This window comes from Simiduia sp. 21SJ11W-1 (genome assembly GCF_024138675.1).
Taxonomy (GTDB): Bacteria; Pseudomonadota; Gammaproteobacteria; order Pseudomonadales; family Cellvibrionaceae; genus Simiduia.
In genome coordinates, this window is record NZ_CP090959.1 from 827962 (window position 1) to 845025 (window position 17064).

10 protein-coding genes are annotated in these 17064 nt (G+C 53.0%); 7 read left to right on the forward strand and 3 right to left on the reverse strand.

Going from position 1 to position 17064, the window contains the following annotated elements; all coding sequences use genetic code 11:
* Positions 1–67: 67 nt before the first annotated feature.
* The gene (gene uxuA, locus L1F30_RS03675; RefSeq protein WP_253359546.1) at positions 68–1255 is read right to left on the reverse strand and encodes a mannonate dehydratase; all 1188 of its coding nucleotides are present in this window, start codon (positions 1253–1255) and stop codon (positions 68–70) included.
* Positions 1256–1640: 385 nt separating this feature from the next.
* Here uxuA and L1F30_RS03680 point away from each other — a divergent pair, with 385 nt between their 5' ends.
* Entirely contained in the window at positions 1641–3683 is a 2043-nt protein-coding gene (locus L1F30_RS03680) for a hypothetical protein (protein ID WP_253359548.1), read from the forward strand.
* A 278-nt stretch (positions 3684–3961) separates the two neighbouring features.
* Here L1F30_RS03680 and kduI read toward each other — a convergent pair whose 3' ends face one another.
* Together kduI and L1F30_RS03690 are read right to left on the reverse strand one after the other, a co-directional pair.
* Complete coding sequence (gene kduI / locus L1F30_RS03685; protein WP_253359560.1) at positions 3962–4792, reverse strand: 5-dehydro-4-deoxy-D-glucuronate isomerase; 831 nt, start codon at positions 4790–4792, stop codon at positions 3962–3964.
* 18 nt (positions 4793–4810) lie between these two features.
* Positions 4811–6040, reverse strand: a complete 1230-nt coding sequence (locus L1F30_RS03690; RefSeq protein WP_253359562.1) for a DUF4861 family protein — start codon at positions 6038–6040, stop codon at positions 4811–4813.
* A 142-nt stretch (positions 6041–6182) separates the two neighbouring features.
* Here L1F30_RS03690 and L1F30_RS03695 point away from each other — a divergent pair, with 142 nt between their 5' ends.
* The 6 genes from L1F30_RS03695 to L1F30_RS03720 all read left to right on the forward strand — a co-directional run bounded on the left by L1F30_RS03695 (position 6183) and on the right by L1F30_RS03720 (position 16779).
* The gene (locus L1F30_RS03695) at positions 6183–7499 is read left to right on the forward strand and encodes a glycoside hydrolase family 105 protein (RefSeq protein ID WP_253359564.1); all 1317 of its coding nucleotides are present in this window, start codon (positions 6183–6185) and stop codon (positions 7497–7499) included.
* 23 nt (positions 7500–7522) lie between these two features.
* Positions 7523–8296, forward strand: coding sequence for a 2-dehydro-3-deoxy-D-gluconate 5-dehydrogenase KduD (gene kduD, locus L1F30_RS03700; protein ID WP_253359566.1), 774 nt, complete (start codon positions 7523–7525; stop codon positions 8294–8296).
* Positions 8296–9594: an alginate lyase family protein gene (locus L1F30_RS03705; protein WP_253359568.1), complete on the forward strand. Its 1299-nt coding sequence runs from the start codon at positions 8296–8298 to the stop codon at positions 9592–9594. Before kduD ends, L1F30_RS03705 begins: the two co-directional genes overlap by 1 nt.
* Positions 9595–9671: 77 nt before the next feature.
* The gene (locus tag L1F30_RS03710; protein WP_253359570.1) at positions 9672–12215 is read left to right on the forward strand and encodes a glycoside hydrolase family 2 TIM barrel-domain containing protein; all 2544 of its coding nucleotides are present in this window, start codon (positions 9672–9674) and stop codon (positions 12213–12215) included.
* Between the two features lie 482 nt (positions 12216–12697).
* Complete coding sequence (locus L1F30_RS03715) at positions 12698–15664, forward strand: TonB-dependent receptor (RefSeq protein WP_253359572.1); 2967 nt, start codon at positions 12698–12700, stop codon at positions 15662–15664.
* Positions 15665–16353: 689 nt separating this feature from the next.
* Positions 16354–16779 carry a hypothetical protein gene (locus tag L1F30_RS03720; protein ID WP_253359580.1) on the forward strand — a complete coding sequence of 142 codons (426 nt, stop codon included), beginning with the start codon at positions 16354–16356 and terminating at the stop codon, positions 16777–16779.
* The last annotated feature ends 285 nt before the right edge of the window (positions 16780–17064 follow it).

A 17064-nucleotide genomic window follows, 5' to 3' on the forward strand; every position in this document is an offset into this window, starting at 1 on the left:
CCTAAGCGTAGGCTTTGGGTTACTTGTATTTATTAGTCGGCGTGCGCAAAGCCTGTGTTCAGGCAAGTTAGCGCTCGCGCAGTTGGTATGCGAGGGTGTGAATCACGCCACGCAACTCTGCCAGCCCCTTTAGCCTACCAAGATAAGAGTAGCCGGGCCTTACGCCGGGCACACCAATCTCGTCTGCCAGTGTGTGGCCATGATCCGGGCGCATAGGAATGCGCGATTCGGGCTCATTGGCTGCATGGCGTCGTTGTTCTTCGGTGAGCAGCGCATTAATCAGGCCCACCATGTCATTATCGCCGGTAAGATGGTCAGATTCATAAAATGAACCGTCTGCCTCCCGCACTACGTTGCGCAGGTGCACAAAATAAATGCGCGGGCCAAATTCCTTGGCCATGGCCACCAGGTCATTATCGCATCTCGCGCCGTAGGAGCCTGCGCATAATGTAATGCCGTTGGCGGGGCTAGGCACTGCGTTCAAGATAGCGCGTACATCCTCCGCGGTGGATACCACCCTGGGGAGCCCAAACAGCGAAAATGGCGGGTCATCCGGGTGGATGCACATCTTAACGCCCACCGATTCAGCCACCGGGATAATACGTTCTAAAAAGGCAAACAGGTTCGCTCTGAATCCTTCGTTGCCTAGGTCTATAAACTGTTGCAGCGTTTGCTGGATGCCGGCGCGATCGTGTGAGCCTTCGCCGCCAGGCAGCCCCGCGATAATATTGCGCTCGAGCAGTGCGATTTCCTCGCGACCCATGCCTTGCAGTCGCGCCTTGGCCTTGGCCAGCACTTGTTCATCGTAACTTTTTGCGGCGTTCGGGCGCTCCAGTACGTAGACATCGTAAGCGGCGAAGTCTGTCATTTCAAAGCGCAATGCTTGGCTCTTGTTCGGTAGGGTGTAGGTCAGGTTGGTGCGGGTCCAATCCACTACTGGCATGAAGTTGTAGCAAACAGTGGTGACGCCAGCTGCCGCAGCGTTGCGAATCGACTGGCAGTAGTTGTCGATCATCCGCTCAAAATCGCCGGTGCGGGCCTTGATATTGTTGTGCACCGGGATTGACTCGATGACAGACCATTCAAGCCCTTCTGCTTCTATTAATGCGCGCCGCGCTTCAATGGCGGCTTGTGGCCAAACTTCCCCTGCGGGTATTTCGTGAAGTGCACTGACAATTCCCGTGGCGCCGGCTTGGGCAATGTGCCGCAGCGAAATGCCATCCTCAGGACCAAACCAGCGCCATGTCTCTTGCATTTCGGAGTCTCTCTCAGGGTTAGAAATAGGTTGCCTTACAATTGGTAAGACCACTTGTCCAATTAAACCCAAACTGCCTGGGAATGGCAAGTAAATAGGCCAACTTTTCCAGAGATTTTTTCCATTTAGCCTGAATTTTGTGCAAATCCCATAGGATTGAGTGGTTAGTAATTGCTTTTTTGCTAAAAAGGTAGGTGGCAAGGTTGTAAGGCCAGTTTGCTTGGTCTAGCTTCGATGGGTCGATAGCGGGCCCTTTACTCGCATTGACCAGCCGGCGGAGCGCATTCTTTGAACCGAATCGCCGTCAAAGTGGAACGGAATATGGGCAGCAGTAACACGGAGTGTCACCGGCTGTAATCCTTTTACTTTTACAGGAATGATAATAATGAAAAAGCACGAATTTTCCCGCGCAGGCAGGACTGCAATGATAACCACACTGGCAATGGGTGTTGCGATTGCCAACGCACAGGCGGCACCCGGCTATAACGACGGCCAGAGTTTACCTCAAAGCTATGCGCAGGTAATCCAGGCAGCTAACCACGGTGTAATTGCCAATGATGGTCTGGATGATGCGCATGCTATTCAGGCCATCATCGATAATCAAATCAGCGCAAGCAACAGTGCAACTAATCTGATAGCAATTCAATTGCCAGCCGGTGAGCTGCACATTGATGATGAAATTCATGTGGATAAATCCGGCGTGGTGATTGTAGGCGCAGGCACTAGCCCCCAATCCGGTACGCGATTGGTGGTTCGCAGCTGGCAACCCTATGGGGAGGCCAGCGACGGCGCGCCAGATTTCGACAAAAAGTACTGGCCAGGATTTGGCGCATTTCGTGTAGAAACCCGTGCCAAGCACCCCAACGAGCAGGCTTATGAAGGTTCCATTAATTTTCATTGGAAGCACAGTATGGAAATTGTGCAGCCTGCCAACATTGGCGACACCGTATTAACACTTGAGAGCGGCAAGGCAGGTAACTTTTCTGTTGGTGATCTCATTTATGTTGGCGCGGCGAACGATACGGCGTTTCTGGATTTGGGCGAGGTTCCCACCAGTAAACGATCCAAAAGCCATATAACTACAGGCCACATGCGCACCCAAATTTTTGATGTGGCGGCGGTCAATACAGGGGCAAATCAGGTGACGCTCAGTGCGCCTTTGGAGTTTGACATAGAGCCTGCCAATAGCAGTGGCTACAAGAGCAGGGTGATGCCTGTGACGGCAGTAGCAGGCGTGGGCTTTCGAGATTTTTACCTGACGATGTCTACCCAGGGTACTGCGTGTGCAGGCTTCAATGGTGGTGATTTTTCACCACAAAACCCCAACGGGGTTGGGCATAAATACTTGAATCTCTGCCCGAAAGACGCGCTGCATGGCATTATTTTCAAATGGGCAGTTAACGGCTGGGTGGAAAACGTACAGATGGAAATGGTGGGCTCTCACCCGCTGGTTACCGAGTTCGCTCGCAATATGACCTTTAAAAACAACGTACTTTCCGGATCCTGGAATAAGGGCGCGGGGGGCAATGGCTATTTTCGTGGCTCAAAAATTTACGATAGTCTGATTCAGGGCAATACGCTTAATCGTTTGCGCCACTTGACCTTGCAGTGGTCTGCTACCGGCAACATTGTTGAGCAAAACACCTTAGACTGCGATATCAATCTGCACGGCGGCTGGGAGCGAAATAATCTGATTCGAAACAATCAGGTGAGTGTACCCTTTGAACACCGGAGTTGGAGTAACGGCCAGCCGGGTACGGGTACATGGCAGCCGGTCTGGTATGGCTCTGGCGATCATGCCAGTAATTGGGCTGGCCCTACTGGCCCGAATAATGTGTTCGTTGACAATCAGTTTTCTAAAGCCCTCTCAGAAGGCGCCCCTATTCAGCCTTGGGGGCTGTTTGATACGCCCGGCGTTTCTTACGCATTCGCGTGGGATGGCGCGGCATTTAAACATCTGAATATTTCGGGAACGCCGGTAGACACCTGGACCCAGACCCATGCAGAAGATGTTGCGGCCGAAATGCCTTTGTCTGGCGTGCTGGCTTCAGGCTCGCCTACACCAACGCCTACACCAACACCAACGCCTACACCAACACCAACGCCAACGCCAACACCAACACCAACATCAACGCCAACACCTGGTTGTAGCCAAGTGGTTGATGTGCCCTGGGATAGTCGCACGGAGGTGACTTTGTCTCAGGGAAGTTGTGTAAGGTTCGATCGGGATTTGTCTGGTGAGACAGTTCAAGTGTGGGACAGCAATGCCAATCCCAGCTGCGACTTCCGTGGCTCAGTGACCTCGGTAGATGGCGGTGGGTCGCTCAATGTTACCGGCAATTACCATGCGGCCAATAACTTTAGCGGTACAACGCTCGCGTTCAGCAGTAGCAATAGCTGCCCCTATGTGAAAGTGCGCGCCTATTGATCACGATTGTTTGAAGGTCTGCGCCCTGGTAGGGCGCAGTTTAAAAAAGGGGCTTCTAAGCCTCTTTTTTTTGCGCGAAAAAAAGCCCCGCGAGCGGGGCATGAGGGCGAGAGATAATACCGTTTACATCGAGCGCGCTGACATTGATTTGGCGCTCACGCTTTCGCGCATGCGGGAAGCCTGCTTGGGAGTTTTGCCCACAGCGAGTTTACTCTGGCTGCATCTTGGCATGGCTCTAATTATTGGACAAGTGGTAAGGCCAAATAATTGCGATTGTATTATCCAATATCGGCCATTGTCAGGTGGTCCATATCGTCGAATTCCTGGTTTTCACCGCCCATCGCCCAAATAAAGCTATAGCTGCAGCTGCCGGCGCCGGAATGAATAGACCAGCTGGGCGAGGCGATGGCCGTGCCTGCAGCCAGAGGCAGCGCCCGTGTCTCCTGTGGGCTGCCCATAAAATGAAACACGCGCTCTGTTTCGGGCAAATCGAAATACATGTACACCTCAGTGCGGCGGCGGTGGGTGTGTGGCGGTTTGGTGTTCCAAACGCTGCCGTCGCTTAATTGTGTAATTCCCATAACCAGTTGGCAGCTGTCTACAATACCCGGGCAAATGGATTGGTAGATAACCCGCTTGTTGCTGCTATTGGTATCGCCCAGGGCTATCTGGTTGGCCTTTTCCTGCGGTACATGGCAGTGCTGTGTTTGGCGATGTGCAGGATAACTGACGAAATAAAATTGCGCGGGTAATGCTGAATTGGTGCTTTCAAACTCAACGCTTTTTGCACCTCTTGCCACGTAGAGGCTGTCTAGCTTACTCATGGTGAAGCGCTCGCCATCAACGATCACGGTGCCATCGCCACCTATATTAATAATGCCCAGCTCGCGCCGCTGGCAAAAATATTCGCTGGCCAGCTCTTTGTGGGTGGGCAGAGCTAATGTGTTAGCGGTGGGCACTGCAGAGCCTACAACCGCGCGATCCACATCGGTATAGGTAAGCTGGAGCTCGCCTGATTTAAACAGTTGATCTATAACAAACGCGTCTTTGAGTTCCGCATTGGTCATGCGTTGGTAGCGAACCTGATCTGCTGTATGTAAAAAATTCATAGTTTCATCCGGTTGATATTACTTGCGGTTGATGATTTTTGTAGTAATCGGGTGGTTAAGTTCTTGCTGTTGACGCTTGAGCCAGCGCACAAAACTGCGCTTGTCTGTTACTTCCTCGTCTCGCCAGCTTGCACCAAAATAGTATTGTGTGTTCGGGCCACCTTTGAGTATGGCAAGGTGATTTGTCTCGTTTTGTTGTAGATCACTGAGTGCTTGAACAGGAAAAAACACTGCCATGCCCAGGTTGTCATCCGCCAGGCTTTGCTTGCCCCAGGTTGCCAGGTAGCCCCAGCCCGTTATTGGGCGCGCGTGAAGTTCTTCTACTTTATGGTTAACAATGCCAGTGGCCCAATGGGGCAGCGCTGCATCGGTGCGGGTAGTGACGCGGGTTAAGGCCTGTTCGGGCAGTATCCAGTATTGCACTTGCAAGTTAGTGCTAGGCCCGGCAGATTGCCATTGGTTGTAGTCAACCAAGGCGCCTGAGCCTAAAGGGCTGTTAAATATTTCAGCGTGCGCGCCTGCGAATTGATTGACACCGTGTAGGCCATATTGCTTGTGCCAGCTGGCGGGCCCGCCAATGCCGAGTGAGCTGCCAACTTTCAAAACGTCCATGCCCCAATCTGCCAGGGTGTGATAGTCGGTACCGTCTTGCCCAACACCCGGCAACACCAGTGCAGGGGTTTGTTTGCCAAAAATATCGATGGTGGCGCGGTGATCAAAATACAGGCGGTAGCCAATTTTGGACGATTCCCAACCGATGCCCTCATACTTGAGCAGGCGGTCGCCCACGGTATGGTTAGCGGGCAGTGTCAGTTTGGTTGTGGGCACATAGCTGCCCCCTTGCAAGCGACCCTCTGCATCCGTAATGGCATTTACACGCAGCGCAAGTTCCGCAAGCGTGTGGGTATTTTCAGTTTTTGCAGGTTGCGCGTTTGCATGCCAGGTGAGATTAAATTGCTTTGTTTCATTGCTTTTGAAATCAGCAAGAAATGCCGCATCAGTGAAATTGAGGTCAGCGCCGCAATTAAACGGTGTAAGGCTATAGTGGCGATTGCCGTCGGTAACAAAGGCTTGGGTGGCGGCCTGCGGTAATTGTGCTGCATCAATGCATACCAGCGCTTGCACTCGCTCTCGATCAAGCGGGTTGTGCGCCTCAAGAGTCACTGAATCGGGCGCGGCAATTGCCTGGTGTGCAAGCGCAAACACTGCGCCAGCTGTAAGTATTTTTAAACGTAAAAAAGCGCTCATTCGCTGCATGCTCTTGCCTGTAGACATGGTGGTCAGGCCAATATACACTACAAAAATTGGTATTACCACATTACCAGTTTGGAGGGTTGGCCTCTCGGCTGTGCACCCCTTACCCATAATGGATAATCAGGAAGGTATAAAAATGACAATGCATTCGAAGGCGGCCATCGGTTGCCTGTTAACAGGTTTGCTGGTTGGTCTTGGTGGCTGTGGCGGTTCAGATTCGGCACCGGTGGCAAAAGCTGCACCCGAGCAAGCTGTGTCGGCTAAGGCGAATAGGGCGCTGGCAGTAAATCCGTTGTGGCCGGTGGTTGTACCCTATCAAAAGCCCGGCACAGAGGCGGCAGATTTTAATGATGCATTGACCAAAGGCGCCATCACCCAAGTGGCCAACCAGGTGGCCGATTGGCAGCTGGCCCAATACGATTTACGCAGTAATAAAATGCGAGCGGAGGGGCGGCCAAGCGGTATTCCCCAAGGTTGGATGTATGCCACATGGCAAATTGGATTGCTGGCGTGGGCAGATGCCAGTGAGCAGGTTGCCTATGAGCAGGCAGTAATCAATGCATCGGCTGTTAATCAATGGCTGCTGGGGCCGCGTATCTATCATGCCGACGACCACGCCATGGGCGCTGTGTATCTGAGTTTGTATGAGCGCCGTGCTGCGCCCGAGCGCGTGGCTCATGTAAAACAAACTCTCGATCAAGTGTTGGCCGCCCCCTTATCCATCGATCTCACCTTCAATGACGACGATAAAGTCACCCACACTCTGGCCAAGCGCGATTTTATTGATCCCGCCTGCACTGATCGCTGGTGCTGGGCCGATGCCATTTTTATGGCTCCGCCCGTATGGGCGCAATATGCCCGCATTAGTGGCGATAATCGCTACCTGGAATTTATGGATAGAGAGTTTTGGGCAACCACCGATTTTCTCTATCGCGCGGATGAAAAGCTGTACTTGCGCGATAGCCGATATTTTGAGCGCAAAGATTCCAAAGGCCGTTTGATTTACTGGGGGCGCGGTAATGGCTGGGTTTTGGCCGGCATCGCCCGAGTGCTAAAAGAATTGCCTGAAGATTTTGCGGGACGCGAAAAATATTTAAAGCTGTATCGCGAAATGTCTGAGCGCCTGGTAGACCTGCAGCAAGCCGATGGTTCATGGCCGTCCTCTCTGTTGGAAATTGAACAGCAGTCACCACCGGAATCATCGGGCACGGGCCTGTTGGTGTATGGCCTGGCCTGGGGTGTGAATCAGGGGCTATTGAAGGACGAGAAATACCAGCAGGCAGTCACCAAAGGTTGGCAGTCGCTAGTGGCCAGTGTGCACGGCGATGGCAAGCTTGGTTGGGTTCAGCAGGTGGCGTTTGCCCCGGGCTCTGCAACAGAAAACGATACGCAGCTCTACGGCACGGGCGCACTGCTACTGGCTGCCTCTGAAGTTATCAAGCAGGCTGAGTAATTCCGAAATTAAGAGGCACGATCATGCAAGACTATTTAGCTCGTCAATTTGGCCTTGCCAACAAGGTTGCACTGGTTACGGGTGCAAGCCGTGGCCTGGGCCAGGCAATGGCCTTTGCCCTGGGGCGTGCGGGTGCACAGGTAATCGCCGTGGGCTCGTCAATCCAAAGCGTTGAAAATACAGTTAGCCAAATGAATGCCGAGGGTTTGTCGGCACTGGGTATGGGGTGTGATCAGTCTAAGCCTCAGGAGATTGTGGCGCTATTTGACAGGCTGCGTAAAGAAATCGGGCGCCTGGATATATTGGTAAACAATGCCGGCACCATCCGGCGCGCGCCGGCGGCGGAATTTTCCGATGAAGATTGGCAGGCCGTGATGGAAACCAATATCAACGGTGTGTTTCGCATGTGCCGCGCTGCAGGCCAGATGATGTTGACCCAAGGGCAGGGCAAGATAATTAACATTGCATCGCTGCTGAGTTTTTCCGGTGGCATTACCGTGCCGGCCTATGCCGCCAGCAAAGGCGCAGTGGCCCAGCTCACCAAGGCGCTGGCCAACGAATGGGCGCACAACAACCTGCAAGTTAATGCCATTGCGCCGGGATACTTCGCCACCGATAACACCGAAAATCTGCGCAAAGATCCGGAGCGTAACGCCAGTATCAGCGCCCGCATTCCTGCCGGTCGCTGGGGTGAGCCAGAAGATCTTGCGGGCGCCGCTGTGTTTTTGGCGTCCCGTGCGTCTGATTACATGAATGGCCATATCATGCTTGTTGATGGCGGCTGGATGGCGCGCTGATGAACTTCCCCCAAAAACTACTGGCAAGCCTTGCGCTTGGCTGTATGGCTTTTGGTAGTGCACAGGCTACGGAGCTGGTTGCAGCTGACAGCAAGCAATTGGCTCTGCAGCCGTCGCACGCATTACCTGAGGCCCCCTTGCGGTTGCACGCCCGTGATTTGGCATCCATCAAGGCTGCGTGGCAAGCGCGCCATCAACCACACGCCGCTGCGGTAGATCAACTGCTTGATGAGGCTGAGAAATTGCTCGCCGAGCTGCCGCCCAGTGTTGTGGGTAGTGACCCGGGTGTCGATAAAGAAAGCCCGAACGATTACGTAAGTTTGGCGCCCTATTGGTGGCCAAACCCCGATACAGCAGACGGCCTGCCGTGGGTAAAACACGACGGCAGGCGCAACCCATGGGTGGATGATCCACGCTCGTCGAAAGCTGCATGGAATCGCTTTGCCAATAGCGTTGAAGTGTTGGCGCTGGCAGGTTACTACACCGATGATGCCCGCTTTGGTAACAAGGCGGTGGATTATATGCGCACCTGGATGATTGCACCGGCCACCCGTATGAATCCGCATCTGAAATTTGCGCAGTCGGTACCCGGGGTGGCCAAAGGGCGGAGTTTTGGCATTATCGACTTTGTGTTGTTGCCGCGCGTGCTGGATGCGCTGCGGTTGGTGTCTGCCCAGGGCCTGTTGGATACCAATGCCCGCGCACAGGCTGATTTGTGGCTGGCCGAATTGCTGGATTGGCTGCAACAGAGCCCGCTCGGCATAACTGAACGGGATGCGCATAATAACCACGGCACCTTTTACGATGTGCAGGTGCTGGCGTTGCAATTGCATTTGGGGCGTATGCAGGAGGCCAGGGCAACCTATAAACGGAGCCAGGCGCGGCTATTGAATCATATAGCAGCAGACGGCGGCCAACCCCATGAACTGCATCGCACCCGTCCATTTGGATATTCCGTTTACAACTTGCGCGCGTTTTTTACCATTGCAGATCTCGCTCGCCATTTGCAGGCAGATTTTTGGCAGTGGCCGGACGACAACGCAGCTTTGGCCCGAGCATTGAATTATATCGTTGCGCGTGCAGAGCGCGATAACTGGGGCGGTGATGAAGAACCACTACTGAAACGCTATCGCCTGACATCGCTTCTGTTAATGGCTTATCGCGAGGATCAGCCGGTATTGGCCGCCGGGGCTAAGCTGAGTTCAGCGCTTGCGTTAAGCTGCCTTGCCAGATTCCCAGCACCTGCAGCGGAAGTTAACCCGGCCAACTGGGACGCTGCGGCAGGCTGCTTTTATTAGCGACCAAAGTTCATGCAGGGTTGCCCTGCAGAAAACAGAGCGCTGAATGCTAGGTTGACCAATTTTTAGGAAGTTCTATGAAAGGCAAAATGCACCACTTGCGCAATCGTCTGGCGAGTTTGCTGGTAAAGGTGATTGATTTCTGCAGCCCGCGCCTAACCCGTTGCGTGGTTGTTGTTGGATTGATCAGCCTGTGTGCCTGCTTGGCGGAGCCCACAGTTGGCCGCAACCACGCATCCGCTGGCACCGGCCCGGTTGAAATTTCAGTGGCTTGGGGCGAGCGCACAAATTTCAATGATCACTGGCGCTATGCCCATGCCAATGCCCCCTCGCCCAATGCAAAAGCGCTGGCCACTGTTACACAGTGGCAGCCAGTGACCTTGCCGCACACATGGAATGCCACAGATACCGTGGATCCCACTCCCGGGTATCGAAGGGCTACTGGCTGGTATCAAAAAACTTTCACGGTATCGGAAGCGGGGCATTATCGCCTGCATTTCGAAGCGGCAAACATGGAAACCCAGATCTACCTTAACGGGCACATGATAGGCGAGCATGTGGGCGGTTATGTGGGGTTTAAGCAATCTTTGAACAAGCACCTAAAAGTAGGCGAGCCCAATACGCTACTGGTGAGTGTAAGCAACCGCTATAACCCCGATGTGATCCCATCGCAAAAGGCAGATTTTTTTATTCATGGCGGCCTTACCCGCGATGTCTGGTTGGAGCGCCTGCCCGATTATTTTATTGAACGCGCCCTAATCACAACACCTGTGGTTAGCAAAGCCGAAGCACACACCCATGTGGCTGTGCAGCTTGCGGGCAAAGTACAGCCGGCAGACCTGCTGGTAACACTGAAAAACGCTGAAGGCGAAGCCCTGGTGAGTGAGCAGGTTTTGCTGCCGGCGGGCGGGCGTGAGGCCAATATTCAACTGCCTGTTATTGAATCGCCACAGCTCTGGTCTCCAGCTTCCCCGTATCTATACACGCTGTCTGTCACCCTGTTGGATGCAGACGGTGTTGCAGTGCACTCGCAAAGTCACCCTGTGGGTTTTCGTTGGTTCGAGATGCGCGATGGTGAGGGTTTTTTCCTGAATGGCGAGCGACTGCTGTTGCGCGGCACCCATCGGCATGAGGAACATGCCGGCGTGGGTGCGGCTATGAGCAACGCACAACACCGCGCCGATATGGCCCAAATGAAAGCGCTGGGTGTTAACTTTGTAAGGTTGGCACACTACCCGCAAGATCCGGAGGTGTATCGCGCAGCCGATGAATTGGGCCTGATTTTATGGGATGAATTACCCTGGTGCCGGGGTGGTAAAGGTGGTGCTTTATGGGAGCAAAATACCGAGCGCTTACTTGAGGCGCAAATACTGCAAAACTATAACCACCCAAGCATTATGTTTTGGTCTCTTGGGAATGAAATCTACTGGGAAAGTGATTTTCCCGGTGGTGGTGAAGACAGCATTATTCTCCCGTACCTGGAAAAACTTCACAGCAAAGCCAAAAAGTTAGACCCGCACAGGTACACGGCGATTCGCAAATACTACCCGGGCGCACAAACTGTGGATGTGTTTTCGCCATCCATTTGGGCTGGTTGGTATGGCGGAGCTTATGGCCAGTACCAAGCGGCCATTAGCAAGGCGATGAAAGACTACCCGCGGTTCTTACATATGGAGTACGGCGCTTCAAGTCACCGCGGGCGGCATACAGAGCAGCCCTACACTGAAGCCGGAATGCCAAATGAACAACTTTCTGTAGCGGAGGCCATGAATCAGGCTGGCGTCACTAGCATTGCACGCGACAGTGACTGGAACGAAACCTATGCGGCCAATTTATTTGACTGGCACTTGAGTGTAAGTGAATCCCAGCAAGGTTTCGGCGGTAATGCGCAGTGGGCATTCAAGGATTTTGGCACCCCATTGCGGCCTGAAAATCCGCTGCCCTACGTCAACCAAAAGGGCTTGGTAGACAGGCAAGGGCGGCCGAAAGATGCCTACTATGTATTTGCAAGCTATTGGTCGGAGTCGCCGTTTTGTTACATTGCGTCGCACACCTGGCCGGTGCGATACGGTCCGCCCGAGGGGCGAGAAGTTAAGGTTTATTGTAATACCCACAGCGCAGAGCTGACGCTGAATGGTAAAACCCTGGGTAAAAAGCAGCGTACCTATGGCCAGTACCCAGCGCATGGGCTGGTGTGGCAAGTGCCTTTCAATGAAGGCGAAAATCAATTGCAGGTTGCAGGGTTTAGTCGCGAAGGTGAGAGGCTTGCTGCCGATAGCTTGCAGGTTAAGTACCATATTGGCGTGCCGGGCAAGCTGGAACGGGTTGTTCTTACTGCACTGGATTTGGGCGAGGGCAATTGGCAAATAGACGCCGAAGCGCTGGATGAAAAGGGCAGGCGTGTAGTGACCTTCAGCGACCGCGCCTACTTTTCAGTTCTCAATGGCGACGCCACTTTGTGGGCAGATCAGGGCACTTATGATGGCGCGTCCATCATTGAAATGGCAAATGGTGTAGCCAGCATAAAAGTTCGTGCGGGCCGGTTGCCTTCAACTATTGAGTTGCGCACACAGGATGTGAAAGGTGTGTTCGTCCAATTGCCGCCGCAGGCCGCCCGGTAATATAGCCGCCTTAGTGATTACCCAACCGGGCCCCTTCTGGGGCCCGATTTGCATGTGCAGCGCCAGATATCGCGTTTGCCTGCGGCTCGCCATTGCGCTCATGGCATTGGGTTAGGATGATTCCTCAATCCGTGAATGCATGGTCAGGTGGCTTGCTAGTTGACCGTTTTTAAAACGAATTACCAGTGGCATAATGCATTGACCACAGGCGGCCGCAGGCGCTGCTTGGCCCTAGGGGTTTTATTCTAAGTTACTGATAATAAACAGATAAAAACTATTTTTTAAACCTGCTTGCAGCCTAAATGCACGTGACCAACTAAAATAATGCAGTCATAAATAGCGCCATTTAAATTGGTAAGGCCACTTGACAGTAAGTCATTTCTGCAGGAGTATGGGTCTATCTCATCTGGTGACTGATGAGTCCTGACAGCTGTTGCGTCAGAGAAATAATGAATAACAATGAATCCCAAGGGGACCTGAGCATGACAATTCAACGGACAACAACCGGCCAACCCGTCTTTAGAAAAACACTGCTAAGTGCAGTGATTGCCCTGGCGGCCACACCTGCCATCGCCCAAGAAAGCGATGCCAACGCAGCGCTAGAAGAGGTGGTTGTTACCGCACAATTTCAGCGCAACCTGGATAACGCGCTTGATGTAAAGCGAAACTCTTCCACCATTGTTGATGGTATCTCAGCCGATGACATCGGCTCGCTGCCGGCACTCGATATGGGTGAAGCATTGCAGGCTGTGGTAGGTGTTCAGCTGAACCGTGAAGGCGAGCGTCGCGAATCCAGTATCAACTTGCGCGGCATGCCCTCAGGCTTTGTGTTAACCACCGCGAACGGTCAAACCTTTGCTAGCCCCTCGCGCAGCGATAAGGCATTTGGCGCACCCAACCCCTTCGGTGCATACGACCCTGCGATTTTTAACGGTACTGATGTTATCAAAACCCAAACTGCAGAAATGCAAGAGGGTGGTATTGCCGGTACTGTAGATCTCAAACTGGCGCGCGCACTGGATAAGCCGGATAACAAATTGAGCCTGGCAGTGGCCGGGCGCAGTGAGCAGTTGGCTGATACCGTTGATACAGAGTTTGTGTTGTCTGGCTCTAAACATTTGATCGAAGACACCCTGGCCCTGACCGCCACTATTGCAACCTCAGAGCAAACCTTCCGTCGCGATACCATCAAAATTAACCGTTACGACAACATCCCCACTAACGGTAATTTTGTGGGCGCCAACGGGGAAGACTACGCCACTTGGGCGGCCGCCAATAACCTGCCCGATAACGCAGTGGTAAAGATGCCTGGCGAGTTGCGCCAGGGTTCAGAGCTTAACGAAGGTCAGCGCACCTCATTCAGCGGTAACCTCGAGTATCAAGCCAATGACGCGCTGCGTTTGGGTGTAAGCCTGTTCTACACCGAGCGCGATATGGATGAGAACGGCCAGCAAGAAATTGATATGCGTACCCGTAGTGGCGGTACAAAAATTACGCCCAATTCTTCGCCATTTGCCACAGGTAAGTTAGATAAAGACGGCAACCCCATCTACAGCGTGGCCGACATCATGTTTGATGATGTTGATTACCGTTACACCTCGCGCATTTGGGATACCTACGAACAGTCGCAAGCTGCAATTTTCGATGCGCAATGGCAAAACGAACAGTGGACCATTGACGGCCTGATCTCGATCTCCAGTGCGGAGAATAACTGGAGCGAATTGTTCTATACGCCTATTCACAAAGCTGGCAGCAGTGGTATTTCTGGCCGCTTGTACACAGGCGAAGGCGATGTGGAGGATTTCCTGGTAGACATCCAAAACTTCGACAACCTGGATCTGGATGCCAACTGGCAAGTTAAAGACACCCTAAGTAGCTCGGGTGTTGTAAACAGCCTGGATAACAACCAGATTCAAATGCTGGTTACCGGTACCTACGAAACACTTGAGCGCGATAACAACTCGTTCGAATTTAATGTAGAGCGCGAGCTGGATTTACCGGTGTTGTCGAACGTGAAGTTTGGTTACCGCTATTCTACCGATGAGCAAAGCTCCGATCGTCTGCGCAGCTCTCCCACAGGCATTGATCTTACCGGCATCATCACCAATGCCGCGCGCGGCAATCCGGCTTACAGCTCACAGGGCAGCTTCTTTGGTGGCAATGTTGATGGTTTTGCTGGTGCAGGTGAAGGCTGGTACGCACTGGATGTGGATGCCGTAAATGCATTGGCAGCCGCCACCATCGGTACCGTCAACCCGGATCCTGCCACCGGCGAAATGCCAGTGCGCGTTCCCTCTACAGGCTTGATTGCCCGTGGTGGCCAGCAGAGCGCGGGCCTCATTTACGATGTAACACTTGATACCTCCGCTGCCTATTTAATGTCGGATTTGGATTTCATGATTGCAGACCGCCCGGTGATGGGTAACATTGGTGTGCGCTATGTATCCTCCGAGCAAGATGCGTCAGCGCCGTTTTTTGCCTTTGGTGCAACGGATATCAATAACCCCGAAGATCGCCATGTGAAAAACAGCTACAGCTATGTGCTGCCCAGCATGAACCTGGCGATGGATATCACCGAAGATGTGAAGCTGCGGGTTGCTTATAGCGAATCCATGGCACGCCCGAATGTACGCGCAGCCACGCCCTCTGCCACTGTAAGAACCACACCGGGTGAAGCCACCGTAGGCTTGCCAGGTGCAGATGTAGATCCGTTTACCGCGCAGTCATACGATGTATCGCTTGAGTGGTATAACCGTGAAGGCAGCGCCATTACCTTTGCGGCCTTCCACAAAGATATCGATAACTTCTTCACCTCTGTTGGCACCTGTGATCAGGATCTGCTGGCAAGCTATGGGTTGAATGTGGGTAACCTCACTGAGGTGGGCGGCAATTGTATTACCGACGGTGCCGACGACTATGATGCCATCGATTCTGATTACATCATGGCCGGTGATGCCGTAAGCGCAAGCCAGGTGCAGAACATTGATTCACGCATTAAGGTGCAGGGCTACGAGTTGTCAATCCAGCAAAATCTCAGCTTCTTGCCTTACCCCTGGAACGGCTTTGGCGGCATCATCAACTACTCCAAAACCAAGCAGGATGCGCCTCTTGAAGCCCAGATTCCCGGCATTTCAGATGATACCTACAACATTATTGGTTACTACGAGCAAGGCCCCTTTGGTATTCGCCTGGCGTACAACTACCGCAGTGAATACGAGCTGGAAAGCGTAGGCACCTTTAACGGCGAAGGTAATAAAGATGTGAAAGCCGCAGGCCGCGTAGATTTGTCTGCCTACTACAACATTACCGACCAGCTGAGTGTTTCGCTAAAAGGCTACAACCTTACCGAAACATTGTATGAAGAGTATCAGGATACCGAGTATCAGCCGCGTGCTACCCACTATGATGGCCGCACGTTCGTGATGCAGGCCAAGTACAAGTTCTTCTAACCAATAACTGGTTGCCCAACCGGGGTCGCGATGAAAGTCGCGACCCTTTTTTTATACCTGAAAATTCATTCAGCTATATACGCACTTTTTAACGGCAAGCCTTGCCATCGGTTTAACGCGTTGTGGGTGCGCGGTAGCTTTGGGGTAACTGTTCTTGCGTTAGCTGCGCCTTGAATTGGTTAGCGGTATGGAAGGAGTGCAGGGCGTTTTGACTATTGAGTTTGATATGGTCTGCTGAGGTGAAGTGAGTTGGCTGCTTTAACAACTATGTTGCATAAATTATAATCATTCTTATTGTTTGATTTGTTCATTTTCTTTTTGTACGAAAAGAAAACGAACCAAAAGAAAGGCCACCCCGGCTGCGCTAAATCCATTCAAAGCACTAAAGCTTGGGGTCGCGTTGACAGGCGCACCGTCGAGCGGCACCGAGGTCCTGCCTTGCAACGCTCAAATGGGCGTCCTGCGGATGGCCGCCCCGCCCATTTGACCCCAACCTTCAGCACTTTGAATGGCCGCTACGCAAGGGGCCCCAAAGGCGCGGCGCTGTAGTTGGTTTTAAACTACATCAAAGTCTTGTGGTCTTTTCCTTCCCTATAGCTGCATTGCTCGATGTGGCACCACTTCCCCTTGCGCAGCGGTGAACGGAAGCTAAATCGAACTGGCTAAATGGCCATGGACCTCGGTGCCGCTTGACGGTATGGCCATTTAAGCGGCGTTCGCCAGGGACGGCGATTGCCACGGCCTGTTGGATTTGGCTGGAGTGCACGGACTCGAAGGGCGCACAGCCGGGGCGGCTTTTTTGGTTGCTTTTTGGCCGCGCAAAAAGTGACAAAGAATTCGTTCGAAGTGAGTTGGTCGATTTCACCAGCATGTTGCCTAACTTATATTCATTCTTATTGTTAGATTTGTTCATTTTCTTTTTATACGAAAAGAAAACGAACCAAAAGAAACGTACCCCGGCTGCGCTAAATCCATTCAAAGCACTAAAGCTTGGGGTCGCGCTGACAGGCGTCCTGCCTTGCAACGCTCAAATGGCCTTCCATGGCCATTTGCCCCCAACCTTCAGCACTTTGAATGGCCGCTACGCAAGGGGCCCCAAAGGCGGCACGCTGTAGTCGGATTTTAAGCGTGCAAGCGAGCGTTCTATTTTTCTTTTGCTCAACTACGTGCATCACTTGATGCTGGCACTACTTCCCCTTGCGCAGCGGTGAACGGAAGCCTAATACAGCAGGTTAAACGGCGGGGCGGCCATCCGCCAAGGATGGCCATCTAAGCGGCGTTCGCCAGGGACGGCGATTGCCGCGGCCTGTTGGATTTGGGTGGAGTAAACGAACCCGAAGGGGGATCGGCAGGACAGCCGATCAGTCCACCCGGGGCGGCCTTTTTGGTTACTTTTTGGC

Coding starts and splice junctions, on each gene's coding strand:
- uxuA (WP_253359546.1), bottom strand. CDS start 1,255: ATGCAAGAGACATGGCGCTGGTTTGGTCCTGAGGATGGCATTTCGCTG.
- L1F30_RS03680 (WP_253359548.1), top strand. CDS start 1,641: ATGAAAAAGCACGAATTTTCCCGCGCAGGCAGGACTGCAATGATAACC.
- kduI (WP_253359560.1), bottom strand. CDS start 4,792: ATGAATTTTTTACATACAGCAGATCAGGTTCGCTACCAACGCATGACC.
- L1F30_RS03690 (WP_253359562.1), bottom strand. CDS start 6,040: ATGAGCGCTTTTTTACGTTTAAAAATACTTACAGCTGGCGCAGTGTTT.
- L1F30_RS03695 (WP_253359564.1), top strand. CDS start 6,183: ATGACAATGCATTCGAAGGCGGCCATCGGTTGCCTGTTAACAGGTTTG.
- kduD (WP_253359566.1), top strand. CDS start 7,523: ATGCAAGACTATTTAGCTCGTCAATTTGGCCTTGCCAACAAGGTTGCA.
- L1F30_RS03705 (WP_253359568.1), top strand. CDS start 8,296: ATGAACTTCCCCCAAAAACTACTGGCAAGCCTTGCGCTTGGCTGTATG.
- L1F30_RS03710 (WP_253359570.1), top strand. CDS start 9,672: ATGAAAGGCAAAATGCACCACTTGCGCAATCGTCTGGCGAGTTTGCTG.
- L1F30_RS03715 (WP_253359572.1), top strand. CDS start 12,698: ATGACAATTCAACGGACAACAACCGGCCAACCCGTCTTTAGAAAAACA.